General features: G+C 63.3%; 13 protein-coding genes. 11 read left to right on the plus strand and 2 right to left on the minus strand.

What is annotated here, in order from left to right; all coding sequences use genetic code 11:
- The first annotated feature begins 131 nt into the window (after nt 1-131).
- Nucleotides 132-1,811, plus strand: coding sequence for a formate--tetrahydrofolate ligase (locus tag LH464_RS02215; RefSeq protein WP_226784728.1), 1,680 nt, complete (start codon nt 132-134; stop codon nt 1,809-1,811).
- Between the two features lie 30 nt (nt 1,812-1,841).
- Here LH464_RS02215 and LH464_RS02220 read toward each other — a convergent pair whose 3' ends face one another.
- Entirely contained in the window at nt 1,842-2,765 is a 924-nt protein-coding gene (locus LH464_RS02220; protein WP_226784729.1) for an extensin-like domain-containing protein, read from the minus strand.
- Nucleotides 2,766-3,037: 272 nt separating this feature from the next.
- Between LH464_RS02220 and LH464_RS02225 the strand changes: the two genes are divergently transcribed.
- The 3 genes from LH464_RS02225 (at nt 3,038) to queF (ending at nt 6,830) form a co-directional block, all read left to right on the plus strand.
- Nucleotides 3,038-5,227 (plus strand): anthranilate synthase, encoded by a 2,190-nt coding sequence (locus LH464_RS02225; protein WP_226784730.1) that lies wholly within the window; start codon nt 3,038-3,040, stop codon nt 5,225-5,227.
- 224 nt (nt 5,228-5,451) lie between these two features.
- Entirely contained in the window at nt 5,452-6,369 is a 918-nt protein-coding gene (locus tag LH464_RS02230; protein WP_226784731.1) for a cation diffusion facilitator family transporter, read from the plus strand.
- On the plus strand, nt 6,366-6,830 hold the full coding sequence (queF, locus tag LH464_RS02235; RefSeq protein ID WP_226784732.1) for a preQ(1) synthase: 465 nt from the start codon (nt 6,366-6,368) through the stop codon (nt 6,828-6,830). The genes LH464_RS02230 and queF overlap by 4 nt, the downstream gene beginning before the upstream one ends.
- Nucleotides 6,831-6,896: 66 nt before the next feature.
- On the opposite strand, the gene LH464_RS02240 is transcribed toward queF, so the two are convergent.
- Nucleotides 6,897-7,484 carry a HupE/UreJ family protein gene (locus LH464_RS02240; protein WP_226784733.1) on the minus strand — a complete coding sequence of 196 codons (588 nt, stop codon included), beginning with the start codon at nt 7,482-7,484 and terminating at the stop codon, nt 6,897-6,899.
- Nucleotides 7,485-7,687: 203 nt separating this feature from the next.
- Here LH464_RS02240 and LH464_RS02245 point away from each other — a divergent pair, with 203 nt between their 5' ends.
- The 7 genes from LH464_RS02245 (at nt 7,688) to LH464_RS02275 (ending at nt 17,037) form a co-directional block, all read left to right on the plus strand.
- Entirely contained in the window at nt 7,688-8,275 is a 588-nt protein-coding gene (locus LH464_RS02245) for an ATP-dependent Clp protease proteolytic subunit (RefSeq protein ID WP_226784837.1), read from the plus strand.
- A gap of 159 nt (nt 8,276-8,434) precedes the next feature.
- Nucleotides 8,435-9,298: an AraC family transcriptional regulator gene (locus LH464_RS02250; protein WP_226784734.1), complete on the plus strand. Its 864-nt coding sequence runs from the start codon at nt 8,435-8,437 to the stop codon at nt 9,296-9,298.
- 159 nt (nt 9,299-9,457) lie between these two features.
- Nucleotides 9,458-11,605, plus strand: a complete 2,148-nt coding sequence (locus LH464_RS02255) for a TonB-dependent siderophore receptor (RefSeq protein ID WP_226784735.1) — start codon at nt 9,458-9,460, stop codon at nt 11,603-11,605.
- Between the two features lie 27 nt (nt 11,606-11,632).
- The gene (locus LH464_RS02260) at nt 11,633-12,412 is read left to right on the plus strand and encodes an ABC transporter ATP-binding protein (protein ID WP_315859573.1); all 780 of its coding nucleotides are present in this window, start codon (nt 11,633-11,635) and stop codon (nt 12,410-12,412) included.
- Nucleotides 12,413-12,420: 8 nt separating this feature from the next.
- Nucleotides 12,421-13,296 carry an ABC transporter substrate-binding protein gene (locus LH464_RS02265; protein ID WP_226784737.1) on the plus strand — a complete coding sequence of 292 codons (876 nt, stop codon included), beginning with the start codon at nt 12,421-12,423 and terminating at the stop codon, nt 13,294-13,296.
- Entirely contained in the window at nt 13,289-15,286 is a 1,998-nt protein-coding gene (fhuB, locus tag LH464_RS02270; protein WP_226784738.1) for a Fe(3+)-hydroxamate ABC transporter permease FhuB, read from the plus strand. The genes LH464_RS02265 and fhuB overlap by 8 nt, the downstream gene beginning before the upstream one ends.
- A 26-nt stretch (nt 15,287-15,312) precedes the next feature.
- Nucleotides 15,313-17,037 carry an ABC transporter ATP-binding protein gene (locus LH464_RS02275; RefSeq protein WP_226784739.1) on the plus strand — a complete coding sequence of 575 codons (1,725 nt, stop codon included), beginning with the start codon at nt 15,313-15,315 and terminating at the stop codon, nt 17,035-17,037.
- The last annotated feature ends 1 nt before the right edge of the window (nt 17,038 follow it).

Here is a 17,038-nt window from a genome sequence, read left to right on the forward strand (position 1 = left end):
CAATCGGGAATTACACGCAGCGGTATATGTATCACACCTGTGCAAACCGGGGACGGTGATGCCACCCCGCTTGTGTCCCGCGTCCGTCTGTGGCCAATTCACCAACCAAACATGCCAAGAGGATGAATGACATGACGGCGGTGAAATCCGACATCGAGATCGCGCGGATGGCGGCGAAGAAGCCGATCATGGAGGTCGGTTCCAAGCTCGGCATTCCGCAGGAACACCTGGCGCCCTACGGCCACGACAAGGCAAAGATCGGCGCAGACTTCATCCATTCCCTCAAGGATCGTCCCGACGGCAAGCTGATCCTCGTGACCGCCATCAACCCGACGCCGGCGGGCGAGGGCAAGACGACGACGACAGTCGGGCTTGGCGACGGCCTCAACCGGATCGGCAAGAAGGCGATCATCTGCGTGCGCGAACCTTCGCTAGGGCCCTGCTTCGGCATGAAGGGCGGCGCCGCCGGCGGCGGTTACGCACAGGTAATCCCGATGGAGGATATCAACCTCCACTTTACCGGCGACTTCCACGCGATAACCTCTGCCCATAACCTCCTTGCCGCGATGATCGACAACCACGTCTACTGGGGCAACGCGCTCGACATCGACGTCCGGCGGATTACCTGGCGGCGAGCGATGGACATGAACGATCGGGCGCTGAGGCAGATGGCCGGAGCGCTGGGCGGTGTCGCCAACGGTTTCCCGCGCGAATGCGGTTTCGATATTACCGTCGCCTCGGAAGTGATGGCCATCCTGTGCCTGGCGGAAGACTTCGAGGACCTGGAGCGGCGTCTCGGAGAGATCATCGTCGCCTACCGCCGCGACAAGACGCCGGTCTTTGCCCGCGACCTCAAGGCCGACGGCGCCATGGCCGTGCTGCTCAAGGATGCCATGCAACCGAACCTGGTGCAGACGCTGGAGAATAATCCGGCCTTCGTGCATGGCGGACCTTTCGCCAACATCGCACATGGCTGCAATTCGGCGATTGCCACGAAAACGGCGCTGAAGCTTGCGGACTATGTGGTGACGGAGGCGGGCTTCGGCGCCGATCTCGGCGCAGAGAAATTCTTCGATATCAAGTGCCGAAAGGCGGGGCTCAGTCCTGCGGCGGCGGTCATCGTCGCGACCGTGCGGGCACTGAAGATGAACGGCGGCGTGAGGAAGGAAGACCTCGGTGCCGAGGACGTTGCAGCACTGACGCGCGGCTGCGCCAATCTCGGTCGTCATATCGCCAATGTCCGCCGCTTCGGCGTGCCGGTCGTCGTGGCGATCAACCATTTCACCTCCGACACGGACGCCGAAGTGGTCGCCGTCAAGGACTATGTTTCCCGCCACGGTGCCGACGCCATCCTCTGCCGGCACTGGGCGGACGGGTCTGCCGGGATCGAGGAACTGGCAGAGCGTGTGGCGGAACTGGCCGATGCCGGACAGGCGGATTTCAAGCCGCTTTATCCGGACGACATGCCGCTGATGGAAAAGATCGAGACGGTTGCTTCGAAGATCTACCATGCGGGCGAGGTGACGGCCGACAAGGCGGTGCGCGACCAGTTGAAGGCCTGGGAGGAGCAGGGCTACGGCCATCTTCCGGTCTGCATGGCGAAGACGCAGTATTCCTTCTCCACCGATCCCAACCTGCGCGGCGCGCCGGAGGGCCATGTCGTGCCGGTGCGCGAGGTTCGGCTTTCGGCGGGTGCCGGCTTTGTCGTCGCCATCACCGGGGAGATCATGACCATGCCGGGCCTTCCCCGCTCGCCCTCCGCAGAGCGCATTTTCCTGAACGATGACGGGCACATAGAGGGTCTTTTCTAAGGCGTTGATTCAGGCTCCTCAGAGATTGATTCAACGGCAATACCTGTAGCCGCTGTCGCGCTCCAGCACGTCGAGGTGCAGGTGATCCTGGTGGGCGGCGTCGCTGCCGGGGGACAGCACGGTACGGAAGTGCAGGCAGGCGCCGGCGGTCGCGGTGCGCTGGAAGGCGCCTTCCATCGTCCCGTCCTCGTGCCGTGGTTTCATCGTCACTTCCGCACCGTCGTCGAGCCGGAACGCGGCGACGTCGATGGCATTGCCCCGGGCGTGTTCCGAGATCTTGCCGGTCGAGGCTCCGTTTCGCAGGCGGCAGGCATAGGTCGAGCCGGTGGTGATGCCGCTGATCTTGCGGTCCGGCATGGCAATCTTCAGCGCCGGCTGGACGGTATCCTTCAACCAGTGGCCGAGCGCACGGGCCGTTTCGCAGCGCATCTGCGCGCCGCCCGTATCGATACCGGGCAGGGCTTCGGTCACCTCTATGGGCTGATCGATGCCACAGCCTTCGCCTTCGTCGATGCGCGTCGCGGTCTTGTACTTCGTGCCGAGGGCGGCCAAATCCGCGAGGCAGGCCTTCAGCGCTGCCGCGTCCTCTTTCTCGACAGGCGGAGGCGGCGGGGGTGGAGGTGTCTTTGCTTGCTCCTCCTTTTCATCCTTGTCGTCCGGCTTGTCTTCACCGGCTTTTTCATCCCCGGGCTTTGCCTCTTGAGGCGGGGCCGGTTTCGCCGCTTCGGTGTCCGGCTTTGGCTCCGGCGTGGGGACAGCCGCTTCAAGCTCGCTGGCCGGATCGGGCTGATCGTCGGAAGACTGCTCGGCCGGGGGTTGCTTGCCCCCAGCTTGCCCATCCGGCGCGTTTTCCTCGGCGGGCTTTGGCGCGGGGACCGGTCCGGAGCGGGGCAGCGCGGCGGCTCCGACGACGAACGGAAGGCAAAGCACGAGGAAAAGGATGGACCGTTGCATCTAAGGCTGCTCCGTGAATGGTTTCGCGACAGGCAACGCGCGAACCATGGTTTTGGTCGCATGGCCTACAAATCCGCTTGCGGAGACAGAAGCTCCGCGTTATCTCTTTCGCCATGATCAAGTCGATGAACATTGGTAACTGGTGGTGGGCACGCTAACGCGGCCTTGACCAGTCATGTCCATCGACAAGACGACACAAGCCGCCCGGAAACCGAGGCGGCTTTTTTGTTATCCGCCGCAGGTTCCCGAGCGAAAGAAACGGAGAGCAGGATATGGTGACGATCATTCGGGACGACGGCTCGGAGACCTACGAGACCAGGGGCGGGATCACCGTCAGCCGCCAGCGGCGCGCGACGCCCTATTCGGACGCCGTCTCTTCCTATGTCGACAAGCTCGACGAGCGGCGCGGCGCGGTGTTTTCCTCGAACTATGAATATCCCGGCCGCTATACCCGCTGGGATACGGCGATCGTCGACCCGCCGCTGTGCATCTCGTCGCACGGCCGCAAGGTCTGGATCGAGGCGTATAACGAGCGCGGGGAAGTGCTGCTCGGCTTCATCGCCGACAAGCTGACGACTGTTGCGGACCTGACGCTGGGGGCTCGCTCGGCCCGCCGCCTCGACCTTGCCGTCAACGAGCCGACCCGCGCCTTCACCGAGGAAGAGCGCTCCAAGATGCCGACGGTGTTCACCGTGCTGCGCGCCGTGGTCGATCTCTTCCATTCCGACGCGGATTCGGCCATCGGCCTGTTCGGCGCCTTCGGCTACGACCTGGCTTTCCAGTTCGATGCGATCAAGCTGTCGATGCAGCGGCCGGAAGACCAGCGTGACATGGTTCTGTTCCTGCCGGACGAGATCCTCGTCGTCGACCACTATTCCGCCAAGGCCTGGATCGACCGCTACGATTTTGCCAGGGACGGGGTGACGACCGACGGCAAGGCCGAAGAGATTGCGCCGGAGCCCTTCCAGCGCACCACGGTCACGCCGCCGAAGGGTGATCATAAGCCGGGCGAATACGCGCAGCTGGTGACGAAGGCGAAAGAAAGCTTCCGCCGCGGCGACCTGTTCGAAGTGGTGCCGGGGCAGAAGTTCATGGAACGCTGCGATTCGAAGCCGTCGGAGATCTCCCATCGCCTCAAGGCGATCAATCCGTCGCCTTATTCCTTATTCATCAACCTCGGCCATCAGGAATATCTGGTCGGCGCCTCGCCGGAAATGTTCGTGCGCGTCTCCGGCCGGCGCATCGAGACCTGCCCGATCTCGGGCACGATCAAGCGGGGCGAGGATCCGATCGCCGACTCGGAGCAGATCCTCAAGCTCCTGAACTCCAAGAAGGACGAGTCCGAACTCACCATGTGCTCGGACGTCGACCGCAACGACAAGAGCCGGGTTTGCGAACCGGGCTCGGTGAAGGTGATCGGCCGCCGGCAGATCGAGATGTATTCGCGCCTCATCCACACGGTGGATCATATCGAGGGCCGGTTGCGCGAAGACATGGACGCTTTCGACGGCTTCCTCAGCCACGCCTGGGCCGTGACCGTCACCGGTGCACCGAAACTCTGGGCGATGCGCTTCATCGAGAACCAGGAGAAGAGCCCGCGCGCCTGGTATGGCGGCGCGATCGGCATGGTCGGCTTCAACGGCGACATGAACACCGGTCTGACGCTTCGCACGATCCGCATCAAGGACGGCATTGCGGAAGTGCGTGCGGGTGCGACGCTGCTCAACGACAGCGATCCGCACGAGGAAGAGGCAGAAACCGAACTGAAGGCATCGGCCATGATCTCGGCAATCCGTGACGCGCGCGCAGGAAATTCAGGCAAGGTTGCCCGCGACGTGGCGCTGGTCGGGCAGGGCGTGAAGATCCTGCTCGTCGACCACGAGGACAGTTTCGTCCACACGCTGGCCAACTATTTCCGCCAGACCGGCGCGGAGGTTTCGACCGTGCGCACGCCGGTGCCGGAGGAGATTTTCGACCGGGTCGATCCGGATCTCGTCGTCCTGTCGCCGGGACCGGGCAATCCGAAGGATTTCGACTGCAAGGCGACCATCAAGGCAGCACGGGCCAGGGACCTGCCGATCTTCGGCGTCTGCCTCGGCCTGCAGGCGCTCGCCGAAGCCTATGGCGGCGAACTGCGGCATCTCGCGGTCCCGATGCACGGCAAGCCGTCGCGCATCCGGGTGCTGGAGCCGGGCATCGTCTTCTCCGGCCTGTCGAGCGAAGTGACCGTCGGTCGCTACCATTCGATCTTCGCCGACCCGACAACGCTGCCCACGGACTTCACCATCACGGCGGAAAGCGAGGACGGCACGATCATGGGTATCGAGCACGTCAAGGAGCCGATCGCAGCGGTGCAGTTCCACCCGGAATCGATCATGACGCTCGGCCAGGACGCCGGCATGCGGATGATCGAGAATGTCGTGGCGCGTCTGGCGCGCAAACGGAAGGTGCAGGCAGCGTAAGCGGCGGGCGAGACACCCGCGCTTGCTGATGGGGGAAAGGTCTCTGCCTAGGTGGCTGGCTAAGTTGCTGGGACGACTGGGGATGCGTCCTTCCGTCCTTTGACAAAACCTGCTGCTTGAGCCATACCGCGATCAATCGAAACCGCCCGGGTCCCGCCCGGGCGGTTTCGCCGTTTAGGGGCATTGCTCTTGCAATTCGTTCGCATACGCATGGGAGTTAGAAGGTGACCACGAAAACCGATCCGATCGTCGAAAGGCTGGCTTTCTGGGGCATTCCGCTCTCCTTCGGCGTGATGGGGCTGAAGATGCTGGCGTGGTGGGTGACCGGGTCGGTGGCGCTTCTGTCCGACGGACTGGAATCGACCGTCAACGTCGCTGCCGCCTTCATCGCCTATTTCGCCATCCGTTATGCGCAGCGTCCGGCTGACGACGACCATCAGTTCGGACACCACAAGGCCGAGTACATGTCGGCGGTGGTGGAGGGGGCACTCATCATCGTCGCGGCGCTCCTGATCGTGCAGGAGGCGTGGGGTGTGCTGTTTGCGCCCCGACTCCCGGAAGCGCCGGTGCTGGGCCTGGCGATCAATGCCGTCGCGGGCGTGATCAACGCGGCCTGGGCAGCCATTCTCATCCGGGTCGGAACCAGACACCATTCGCCGGCACTTTCTGCCGACGGCCGCCACCTCGTGTCGGACGTCGTGACGTCGGCCGGCGTCTTCGTCGGGCTGGTCCTGGCGGTGGTGACGGGCTATGCCATTCTCGATCCGGTGATGGCGATGCTGGTCGCGGTCAGCATCCTGTTCCAGGGTTACAAGGTGATTTCCCATTCGCTCGGCGGGCTGATGGACCGTGCCGTCACGCCCGAGGAAGAGGTGGCGATCCGCCATGCGATCAAGGAGAACGCGGCCGGTTCGCTCGGCGTCCATGACCTGAGGACGCGGCGGGCGGGCGCGGCCGCCTTCATCGATTTCCACCTCGTCGTACCGGCGGGCATGCCGGTGGCGCAAGCGCACGAAATCTGCGATCGCCTCGAAGATGCCATCAAGGACGTCATACCGGGCGCAAGCCTCGCCATCCATGTGGAACCCGAAGGGGAGGGTGCGCATGGCATCAAGGTCAAGGTAGAAGGAACACTCACATGAGCATGACCGACACATCGAGCCTTTCCCAGCTCGGCCAGAAGGTGGACGCGCCGGAAAACCCGGAAGCCGCCGTCCTGGAGAAGGTGCCGAACGGCAACCAGGGAACCGACTATGTGGTGCGCTTCACGGCGCCGGAATTCACCTCGCTCTGCCCGATGACGGGCCAGCCGGATTTCGCGCATATCGTCATCGACTACATTCCGGAGGCGCATCTGGTGGAATCGAAGTCGCTGAAACTCTTCCTGCACTCGTTCCGCAACCACGGGGCATTCCACGAGGATTGCTCGGTCTACATCGCCAAGCGTCTGGTCGAGCTGTTGCAACCGAAGTGGTTGAGGATCGGCGCCTACTGGTATCCGCGCGGCGGCATTCCGATCGATGTGTTCTGGCAGACAGGCGAAGCGCCGAAGGGCGTCTGGCTGCCCGAGCAGGGTGTTGCCACCTATCGCGGTCGCGGGTGAGCCGGGACTTCCGTATCTGAAAAAAGGGCACCCTGAACGGCAGGGAGCCCTCATGCCGGAATGGCTTCAGCCGAAGGCGAGAGACAGGCCCGCGAGGGCAGTCAGGGCACCCGCAAGGCGTGCGATCCATGGCGTGATCCGGCCGATGCCAAGCCCGATGGCGATGCCGGCGAGGTGCAGCAAGGCCGTCGCAACCACGAAGCCGATGCCAAACTGAAGGGCACCGGCGGCGCCAAGCTCGCCGCCATGGGCATGGCCGTGGAAGAGCGCGAAGATGCCGACCACGGCGGCCGATGCCGCGACCGGAAGCCGGACTGCCATGGCCACGAGCAGGCCGAGTGCGACGACCGAGGCGAGAATGGCCGGTTCCACGAACGGCAGCCCTATGCCGCCGACCTCTGCGGCATAGCCAAGTGCCATGGTGCCGACAAAGGTGGTCGGGATGAGCCAAAGGGCTGACCTGTTACCCGAGCCGGAGGCGATCTGGCTTGCCCACAGCCCGACTGCGACCATCGCAAGGATATGGTCTGTCCCGAACAGCGGATGCGAAACGCCGGCCATGAAGGAACCGTGGGCGGCAGGATCGAGATGCGCGAAGGCGGGCGCTGCGGCGGCAGCGGAAATGGCTGTGGCGAGCAAAAGTCGTCTGAGCATGGTGGACCCCTCAAGAAGTTGCTGCGGCCAAAGTGAACGACCGAAGCGTTATGCAGGGGACAACGATATGGCAAGGCCGACGGGGCTGTCCATCAGCGAACAGGCTGATCCCCTACGTCATTCACCTTAGTCTGTTTCGCGCATTGTTTTACGGTTGCGAACGCATTATGTCCGTGGAGACCAATTCCATGCTGGAGATGCTGATGAACGACGACAACGACGACGACAAGGCGAAGGAATTGCCGCTCGGCAAGGAAACGGAGGCGAACCTTTTCAAGTCGCGTTCGATCTTCATCTACGGCCCGATCAACCAGGAGCTGGCGCAGAAGGTCTGCACGCAGCTCGTCGCGCTCGCTGCCGCCAGTGACGAAGACATCCGTGTCTACGTGAACTCGCCGGGTGGTCACGTGGAATCGGGCGATTCCATCCATGACATGATCAAGTTCATCAAGCCGAAGGTGTGGATGATCGGGACCGGCTGGGTCGCCTCTGCCGGCGCGCTCATCTATGTCGCCGCTCCCAAGGAGCGCCGTATCTGCCTGCCGAACACCCGCTTCCTGCTGCACCAACCCTCCGGTGGCACGCGCGGCATGGCATCGGATATCGAGATCCAGGCCCGCGAGATCATCAAGATGAACGAGCGGCTGATCAAGATCTTCTCCAAGGCCACGGGCCAGACGGAGGAGAAGATCGCCAAGGACATCGATCGCGACTACTGGCTGTCGGCGGAAGATGGTGTGGCCTATGGCCTTGCCTCCCGCGTCATTACCAACCAGTCCGAGATCGGTTAACCATCTGCCATCTCAATCAAAAGCCCCGCCGGCAGCCGCCGGCGGGGCTTTTGTTTTGTCCGCGGCCAACGGCCTGATTGACAGCGGCGACGTGTTGCCGCAAAGAAAGCTTCTTTTAAAACTCCACTTATGGCCGCGCGCGTGACGTTTCAGCCTCGAATGAGTAACCGCATCGGCGGCTTCAAGGTCGTCGGCAAGATCCATCGTCGTCAGTGGAATGGCATTACCGCCGACCTGACGCAGGTGGAGTGCGAAACCTATGCGGGCGGTTACTATGTGGCCCAGGATCCTCGACTGTTCATCCTGCTGGATGCCGAAGGCGAGGGGCGACCGCTGGTCAAGATGAGCTCCGACGGTTCCGCGACACCTCAGGACACCAGGCACCGGCCCATATCATTCGTGCCGGCGGGAATGGATCTCTGGGTGGATGTCATCGGCGTGCGCTCCATGCGGCATCTCGATCTCCACTTCGATGCGGAAGTCATCCTCCAGCGCCTGGGTGCGGATCTCGACCCGAAGCGGCTTGAAGATGCGCATCTGCTCTTCAGTGACGAGCGGATCGTGGCGCTTGGGCAGCTTATTGCGGCCGAATGCGCCAATCCGCAGCCGCTGCACGATCTCTATGGCGACAGCCTTGCGATGGGGCTGATCATCGATGTGATGAAGCTCGGCCGCTCCGAGCCGCGCCAGCGCAGCGCACTGGCATCATGGCAACTCCGCCGGGCGCTGGACTTCATCGAGGGCAATTGCCTGCGCAACATCCGGCTCGAGGAGCTGGCATCGCTGACGGGGCTGTCGCAGTCTCATTTCAGCCGCGCCTTCAAGGCATCGACCGGGACTGCGCCGCACCAGTGGCAGATGAAGATGCGCATCAAGAAAGCGCAGCAGATGCTGGCCTCGAACGACGGTTCGTTGAGCGATGTCGCTGCGGAGACCGGCTTCTCCGACCAGGCCCACTTTACCCGTATCTTCCGCCAGTTGACCGGAACGACGCCTTCGCATTGGCGCAGGGCGCAGAAGTAAGGCGAAAAGCGGTCAAATATGTCTATTCCCTTCAAAAGTCGCAAATGCGTTCAATCCGGGCAGAGAAAGATGAGTTATCCGCTCAGCTTATTTCATGCCGCGAGCAGGGGCTGCGGCGTTGTCGGGGTTGTTTTCATGCATGCGAGAACTTTGAGGGTAATGACGGGCCTGCTTAAGGCCAGTGCGGCCATCGCGGCGGTTGGGGCTGCGACGCCTGTGCTGGCGCAAGATACACAGCTCGCGCCGATCGTCATCCAGTCCGAGGGTGCCGGTAACGGCTCCGACCAGACGGCCGTGGCTCCTGTCCGGGGCTATGTCGGCAGGACGTCCTCGGCGGGCTCCAAGGGCAACACGCCGGTCAACGAAATTCCGCAATCGGTGTCGATCATCGGTCAGCAGGAGTTCCAGGACCGCGGCATCACCAACAAGGTGGACGAACTGTTGCGTTATACGCCGGGCGTCGTGGCGCAGCCGTTCGGCAGCGATCCGGACACCGACTGGTACTTCATCCGTGGCTTCGACGCGACGCAGACCGGTGTCTATCTGGATGGACTCAACCTGTTCGCCTATGGCTTCGGTGGCTTCCAGATCGATCCGTTCATGCTGGAGCGCGTCGATGTGCTGAAGGGGCCGTCCTCCGTGCTTTACGGTGGTGCAAACCCGGGCGGACTCATCAACCTCATTCGCAAGCGCCCGACCGACGATCCGCTCTATTACACCGAGACCGGTATCAACTCGAACGGCAATGCCTTCTTCGGCTTCGATTTTTCCGATGCCATCAACGAAGACGGCACTGTGAACTATCGCCTGACCGGCAAGGTCGCGGGTGGCGACAACTATTCGGACTTCTCGGAAGACCTGCGCGGCTTCATCATGCCGCAGGTGACGTTTACGCCGGACGACGCCACGAGCCTCACGGTCTGGGGCTATCTCGGTGGGCTTGACCAGGTGCACACCGGCAACGGCTTCTTCCCCTATGTCGGCACGGTCGTCGATGCGCCCTTCGGCAAAATCGCCAGGGACGCCTTCTATGGCGAGCCCGACATCGACACGGGAGAATACGTCCAGAAGATGCTGGGCTACGAACTTGAACACGAGTTCGACAACGGCTGGAAGGTTTCCCAGAACGCGCGTTACGGCCATCTGTGGAAGCATGAGGAAGGCCCGTATCTGAACGGCTATGTCGGCGGGGTGCCGACCGCTCCCGACTACCTGCTGGCCCGCATAGGCTTCGAGGCGACGTCGGAGGCCGACAGCTTCGCCATCGACAACCGCGCTGAACAGGAGTTCGAGTTGGGCGGTGCGACGCACAACCTGATGGTCGGCCTGGACTACAAGTATTACACGCTCGACCACGTGCAGGCCTGCTGCGGTGCCACCCCCATCAGCGCCACCGATCCTGTCTTCGGCGTCCCGCAAGGTCCGAACTTCGTATACCTGGACCAGGTCGTGACGCAGAATCAGGTGGGTCTCTATGCGCAGGACCAGATCCGGTTCGGCGACGGATGGCTCGTCACGCTCAACGGTCGCTATGACTGGGTCAGCACCGACTCCGAAGCAGCAGTCGGCCCGACCTACGACACGATCGACAGGGCACTGAGCGGCCGCGCCGGCCTGGCCTACGAATTCGACAACGGCCTGACGCCCTATGTAAGCGTCGCTACCTTCTTCAATCCGCTGATCGGCACGGCCGCAAGGGGGGCTTTGGAGCCCGAGGAAGGAGAGCAGTACGAAGCGGGTATCAAGTACGAGCCCACCTTTATCGACGGCTCGATTACTGCCTCGGTGTTCCATATCAGCAAGAGGAACAACCTCGTCTCTATGCCAGCTCCTCTCTTCACCCAAGATCAGCTGGGTGAAGTGGAATCGCGGGGCTTCGAACTCGAAGGTAAGGTCAACCTCAACGAAAACTGGAGAATCCTCGGTTCGTTCGCATACACGGATATGGAAATCACCAAGAACCCATTGAATACAGCGCTCATCGGCAACTCGCCGTTTATCGTGCCTGACGTGACGGCCTCGCTATGGGTTGATTACGCCTTCACGACCGATGCGCTGCAGGGTCTCAGCCTCGGTGCCGGTATCCGTTACCAGGGCGAATCCTGGGCCGACGAGGCGAATACGAGGAAGGTGCCCGATGCGACGCTGTTCGATGCCGCAATCCGGTATCAAAAGGACGACTGGAGCGCCTCGCTCAACGTCGCGAACGTCTTCGACGAGAAGTATGTCAGTGCTTGCCAGAGCCTGACCGGGTGTGGTTACGGCGATGCCCGGACCGTGACCTTCAAGCTGAGCAAGAAGTGGTAAGCAGGAGCACCGATGGTTGAGCAGGGCGTGCCGGACAGTTTCCTTTCGCTGAGAGGTGTAGGCTTCTCGGTGGACAAGAAGGTGATCCTTTCCGGCATCGACCTGGATGTCGCGGCTGGTTCGGTCTGCGGCCTCGTCGGCCCGAACGGTTCGGGCAAGAGCTCGCTCCTGAAGATCATCGCGCGGCAAGTCACCCCAAGCGCCGGCAGCGTCGCCTGGGGTGGCGCGCCGGCGACGGACTGGAGCAACAGGGCGTTTGCGCGCCATGTTGCCTACATGCCCCAGTTCACCCCGGGCGCGGACGGCATGACCGTCCGTGAACTGGTGGCGCTGGGGCGTTTTCCCTGGCATGGCACGCTCGGCCGGTTCGGCGACAGCGACCGCCGGGCGGTTGACGATGCCATCGCGCGGACCGAACTGGAAACCTTCGCGGACCGTCGTGTCGACGGCATGTCCGGCGGCGAACGGCAACGGGCATGGATCGCCATGATGCTGGCCCAGGATGCGCGCTGCCTGATCCTCGACGAGCCCACCTCGGCGCTCGATCTGGCCCATCAGGCGGGCGTGCTTTCGCTGGTGCAGACGCTTGCCAGGGAGCGCGGGCTGACGGTCATTGTCGTGCTCCACGACATCAACCTCGCGGCGCGCTATTGCGATACAATCACTGCGCTCAACAGCGGACATGTGCTCATGAGCGGGACGCCGGCCGACATCATGCAGCAGGACTCGCTTCGCCGGATATTCGGCGTGGAGATGGGCGTGTTCAACCACCCGCACCATCACCAACCGGTCAGTTACCTGTTGTGAGCGGGGTCGTGCACAGCCTGACTCGAAGGCAGCTTCTGGCGAGCCTGGGCGCAATGCTGGCGTTGCCGTGCGCGGCGCGCGCCGCCGCAGGGCCGACGGTGGCGACGCTCGACTGGGCGTTGCTTGAAACGCTGCTCGCCATGAACGCCAACGTGGTCGCAGGTGCCGAATTGCGGCAGTTCATCGACGTGGCCGTCGAACCGACCGTGCCGGCAGGGGTCACCGATCTCGGGCTGCGGGGAATCCCGAACTTCGAAGCGCTCTACCACGCGCGGCCTGACCTGATCTTCAATTCCAATTTCTACCTGGCCAACGAGGCGCGGTTGAGCCGGATAGCACCGGTGGAAACCCATTCGATCTATCTTCCCGGCGAAAGCCCGTTCGCGCATTCCATTCAGGCGACCCGTGCGATCGGTGAACGGCTCGACCTTCCGTCGGGTGTGAAAATGATCGAGAGGCTGGAAAGCCAGCTCGGCAGCCAAACGCGGATACTTGCGGGCGGCGACGGGCGGCCGGTGCTGCCGATCAACCTGGGCGATGCGCGGCACTACCGCGTCTTCGGCAGCGACAGCATGTTCGGCGAGGTGCTGGCGCGTCTCGGCCTCACTAATGCCTGGACGGGTGCAACAGCCTATACCGCCATGGCTCCGATGGGCATCGAGACGCTCGCCACCATGCCGGACGCCTGGATAATTCTCATTCCGCCGCATCCGGCTGATGCGCTTGATGCACTTGGGCGCAGTGCCTTCTGGAATGCGCTGCCACCGGTAAGGGACGGGCGGGTGCTGACGCTCGGAGCGGTCAATCCCTATGGCGCACTTCCGGCAGCCGGACGTTTCGCCAATCTTCTGACGGAGGGGCTGGCCCGTGCATGGAATGGCTGACATCGCGCGACCGCAGCCCCGCCAAGGGCGCGGGATGGCAGTGGCCGGGCTGGGCATCGCCTGCCTTCTGCTGTTGTTGCTCCTGCTTCTCGTGTGGCTGATGCCGGCGGTGCCCGGCGAGCCGGGACAGGCGGAGACGCTTCACTCCATCCTCCTCTGGCACAGCCTGATGCCGCGCGCAGCGCTTGCCCTCCTCGCCGGTGCCGCTCTTGGCCTGTCCGGTGCGCTGCTCCAGCATGTGCTGCGCAATCCGATCGCCGACGCCTCCACGCTCGGCATTGCTGCCGGGGCGCAACTGGCGCTGACGGTTGCGCTCGGCATGGCGCCGGCGCTGCTTCTCCTGCCGCGCGAGATTATCGCGTTCGGAGGCGGGGTGCTGTCGCTTGCCGTGGTGCTTGCTCTCAGCTGGCGACGACAACTCGATCCGGTGACCGTCGCACTGTCCGGCATGATCGTGACGATGATCGCATCGGCTCTCAGCATCGCGATCATCCTTGCCCGCGGCGAATATGTGATGTCGATCTTCATCTGGGGCTCGGGGTCGCTCAGCCAGCAGGACTGGAGCGGCGTGCTGTCGCTCGTCCCGCGTCTCATCGTCGGTGCCATTGCGACCGCGCTTCTGATGCGTCCGCTGCGGGTGCTGTCGCTGGACGATGCCGCAGCCCGCAGCCTCGGTGTCTCCATCCATGCCACCCGCTTCGCGGTCCTGGCGCTCGCCGTGTGGCTCGCCGCCTCCGTCACCGCGATTGTCGGGGTGATCGGTTTTCTCGGGCTCGCCGCGCCTGCGATCGCCCGCTATTGCGGAGCGCGGACGACCACCGAGATAACCACGGGTGCGGCGATCATTGGCGCCGGCCTGCTGTTTGCCGCAGATAGCCTGATGCAACTGTTGGGACCGGGCTTTTCCGATCTGGCGCCGGCGGGTGCTGCGACGGCGCTTTTCGGCGGGCCGCTGCTTCTTCTTCTCCTGCCGCGCCTGCGCAGCACGCTGAACCTGCAGGTCGCAAGCGTAAGCGCGATCCGCAGACTGTCGCGACCGGTTGTTGGACTTGCCGTTTTGTTCGCCGGCGTGACTGCAGTGTTTCTCGGCGCGCTGGCGGTGGGTGCTTCCGACGATGGCCTGACTTTCAGTCTCGGCGCGAGCTTTGCCGACCTTCTACCTTTCCGGCTGCCTCGCATTGTCGCGGCCGGCGGCGCTGGCGCCATGCTGGCGGTGGCGGGCCTCATCATGCAGCGGATCACCGGCAATCCGCTCGCGAGCCCGGAAGTTCTGGGCGTCAGTGCCGGCGGGGGCGCAGGGCTGACTGTCGTCCTGTTTCTGGTGGGTTTTCCTACGCCGCCCGTGATGCTCGGAGCCATGGCGATCGGCGCGGTCGTCACCTTCCTCCTGATGATGGCGCTGACGGCGCGGTCGGGCTTCTCATCCGAACGGGTGTTGCTCGCGGGCGTCGCGGCAGGCGCTCTGGCGATGTCCATCATGACGCTGGTGCTCGCCCAGGGCGACATGCGCAGCTACATTCTGCTCCTCTGGCTTTCCGGTTCGACCAACAATGCGGGGCCACTGCATGCCGGCATCGCGCTAGGCGCGCTTGTTGTGCTGGTGGCGCCGCTTGCGTTTTGCGGACGCTGGCTGACGATACTGCCGCTCGGCACGGCCGTTGCCAGGGGACTTGGACTTCAGGTCGCCAGGGCAAGGCTCATGCTGGCAGTGCTTGCAGCGCTGTTGACGGCGGCCGGCTCGTTCATCGTCGGACCTTTGAGCCTTACCGGCCTTGTCGCGCCGCATCTTGCCCGGATGATGGGCTTCCAGAAGCCGGGACACCAGCTTCTCGCCGCGATCCTGCTGGGCGCCGGCGTCCTGATGGGGGCGGACTGGCTCTCACGCCTCGTAATCTATCCTTACCAGATCCCGCTCGGGTTGTTCGCCGCCCTTATCAGTGGCCCCTATCTTCTCTGGCTGTTGAGTCGTAAGAGCGGGTCCTCAACCTAGATGCCGCCGCCATGGAAATACACCGCATGAAAGACCTCGTTCGCCGCTTTGCAGCCTATTACCGACCGCACCGCCGGCTGTTCCTCCTGGACTTCTCGAGCGCGGTGGCGGCAGGAATGCTGGAACTCGCCTTTCCCATGGCGGTGACGCTGTTCATCGACAGGCTGTTGCCCACGCAACGGCTGGACCTGATCGCGCTCGCGGCAGTCTGTCTTCTGCTGATCTATCTGCTCAATGCGGGTTTGCAGGTGGTGGTGACCTATTGGGGCCACATGCTGGGGATCAACATCGAGACGGAGATGCGCCGCAAGGCCTTCGATCATCTGCAGAAACTGTCCTTCGGCTTCTTCGACAACCAGAAAACCGGCAATCTCGTGGCTCGGCTGACCAAGGATCTCGAAGAGATCGGCGAGTTGGCGCATCACGGCCCCGAAGACCTGTTCCTGGCGCTGATGACACTGATCGGTGCCTTTGTGCTGATGATGTGGGTGCATGTGCCGCTGGCGATGGTCACAGCTGTCGTCGTTCCGCTGACCGCCTTCGTGACGACGTTCTACGGCCAGCGGATGACCGGAACCTGGCATGCGCTCTATGGGCGGGTTGCCGACTTCAACACGCGTATCGAGGCAAATGTCGGGGGCATCCGGGTCGTTCAGGCCTTCACCAACGAGGACCATGAGCGCCGCCTGTTCGAACAGGACAACAACAATTACCGCACCACGAAGCTGCAGGCCTACAAGGTCATGGCGGCGGCGACCTCGCTCAGCTACCTCTCCATGCGCTTCGTGCAGGTTATCGTGATGCTGGCCGGCGCCTGGTTCGTCACCAAGGGCGAACTGTCGGCGGGCGGGTTCGTCGGCTTCCTGCTGCTGGTGAACGTGTTCTTCCGGCCGATCGACAAGATCAATGCGGTGATCGAGAGCTATCCGAAGGGCATCGCCGGTTTCCAGCGCTACCAGCAGTTCCTGGCGACGTGTCCCGACATCGCGGACCGCCCCGGTGCGGTGGAGCTTCCGCGCGCCGAGGGCCGCATCGGTTACACGGGGGTCGGTTTCGGCTACCGGAATGGCCGCAAGGTACTCGACGGTCTGGATTTCGAGGTGGCAGCAGGGGAGACCGTCGCATTCGTCGGGCCATCCGGCGCCGGCAAGACGACGATCTGTTCGCTGTTGCCGCGTTTTTACGACGTGACGGAAGGTGCGATCACCATCGATGGTATCGACGTTCGAGACCTGACGCTGAAGTCGCTGCGCGCCAATATCGGCATCGTGCAGCAGGACGTGTTCCTGTTTGCCGGCACGATCCGCGAGAACATCCTCTATGGTCGCCTTGATGCATCCGACGAGGACGTGCGACGCGCCGCGGAGCGGGCGCGGCTTGACGAGATGATCGCCGAATTGCCGGAGGGCTACGACACAGTCGTTGGCGAACGTGGCGTGAAACTCTCCGGTGGGCAGAAGCAGCGCCTGGCGATCGCACGGATTTTCCTGAAAAACCCGCCGATCCTGATCCTCGACGAGGCGACGTCCGCGCTGGATACGGAAACGGAACGGGCGATCCAGGCCTCGCTTTCGGAGCTTGCGAAGGGCCGCACGACGCTGGTCATCGCGCATCGGCTTTCGACGATCACCAAGGCGAACCGGATCTTCGTGGTGGACGGAGGCAGGATCATCGAGAAGGGGTCGCACGAGGCTCTGGTCTCCAACCAGAACGGCGCGTTCTACAAGCTGGCGAAGGCCAGTCTCGGCTGAA

Origin of the sequence: Pseudorhizobium xiangyangii (assembly GCF_020531965.1) — a bacterium.
GTDB classification, from domain to species: domain Bacteria; phylum Pseudomonadota; class Alphaproteobacteria; order Rhizobiales; family Rhizobiaceae; genus Neorhizobium; species Neorhizobium xiangyangii.

Excerpts from the sequence above, each read along its gene's own strand:
- LH464_RS02215 (WP_226784728.1), top strand. The coding sequence starts at position 132 with ATGACGGCGGTGAAATCCGACATCGAGATCGCGCGGATGGCGGCGAAG.
- LH464_RS02220 (WP_226784729.1), bottom strand. The coding sequence starts at position 2,765 with ATGCAACGGTCCATCCTTTTCCTCGTGCTTTGCCTTCCGTTCGTCGTC.
- LH464_RS02225 (WP_226784730.1), top strand. The coding sequence starts at position 3,038 with ATGGTGACGATCATTCGGGACGACGGCTCGGAGACCTACGAGACCAGG.
- queF (WP_226784732.1), top strand. The coding sequence starts at position 6,366 with ATGAGCATGACCGACACATCGAGCCTTTCCCAGCTCGGCCAGAAGGTG.
- LH464_RS02240 (WP_226784733.1), bottom strand. The coding sequence starts at position 7,484 with ATGCTCAGACGACTTTTGCTCGCCACAGCCATTTCCGCTGCCGCCGCA.
- LH464_RS02245 (WP_226784837.1), top strand. The coding sequence starts at position 7,688 with ATGAACGACGACAACGACGACGACAAGGCGAAGGAATTGCCGCTCGGC.
- LH464_RS02250 (WP_226784734.1), top strand. The coding sequence starts at position 8,435 with ATGAGTAACCGCATCGGCGGCTTCAAGGTCGTCGGCAAGATCCATCGT.
- LH464_RS02255 (WP_226784735.1), top strand. The coding sequence starts at position 9,458 with ATGACGGGCCTGCTTAAGGCCAGTGCGGCCATCGCGGCGGTTGGGGCT.
- fhuB (WP_226784738.1), top strand. The coding sequence starts at position 13,289 with ATGGCTGACATCGCGCGACCGCAGCCCCGCCAAGGGCGCGGGATGGCA.
- LH464_RS02275 (WP_226784739.1), top strand. The coding sequence starts at position 15,313 with ATGAAAGACCTCGTTCGCCGCTTTGCAGCCTATTACCGACCGCACCGC.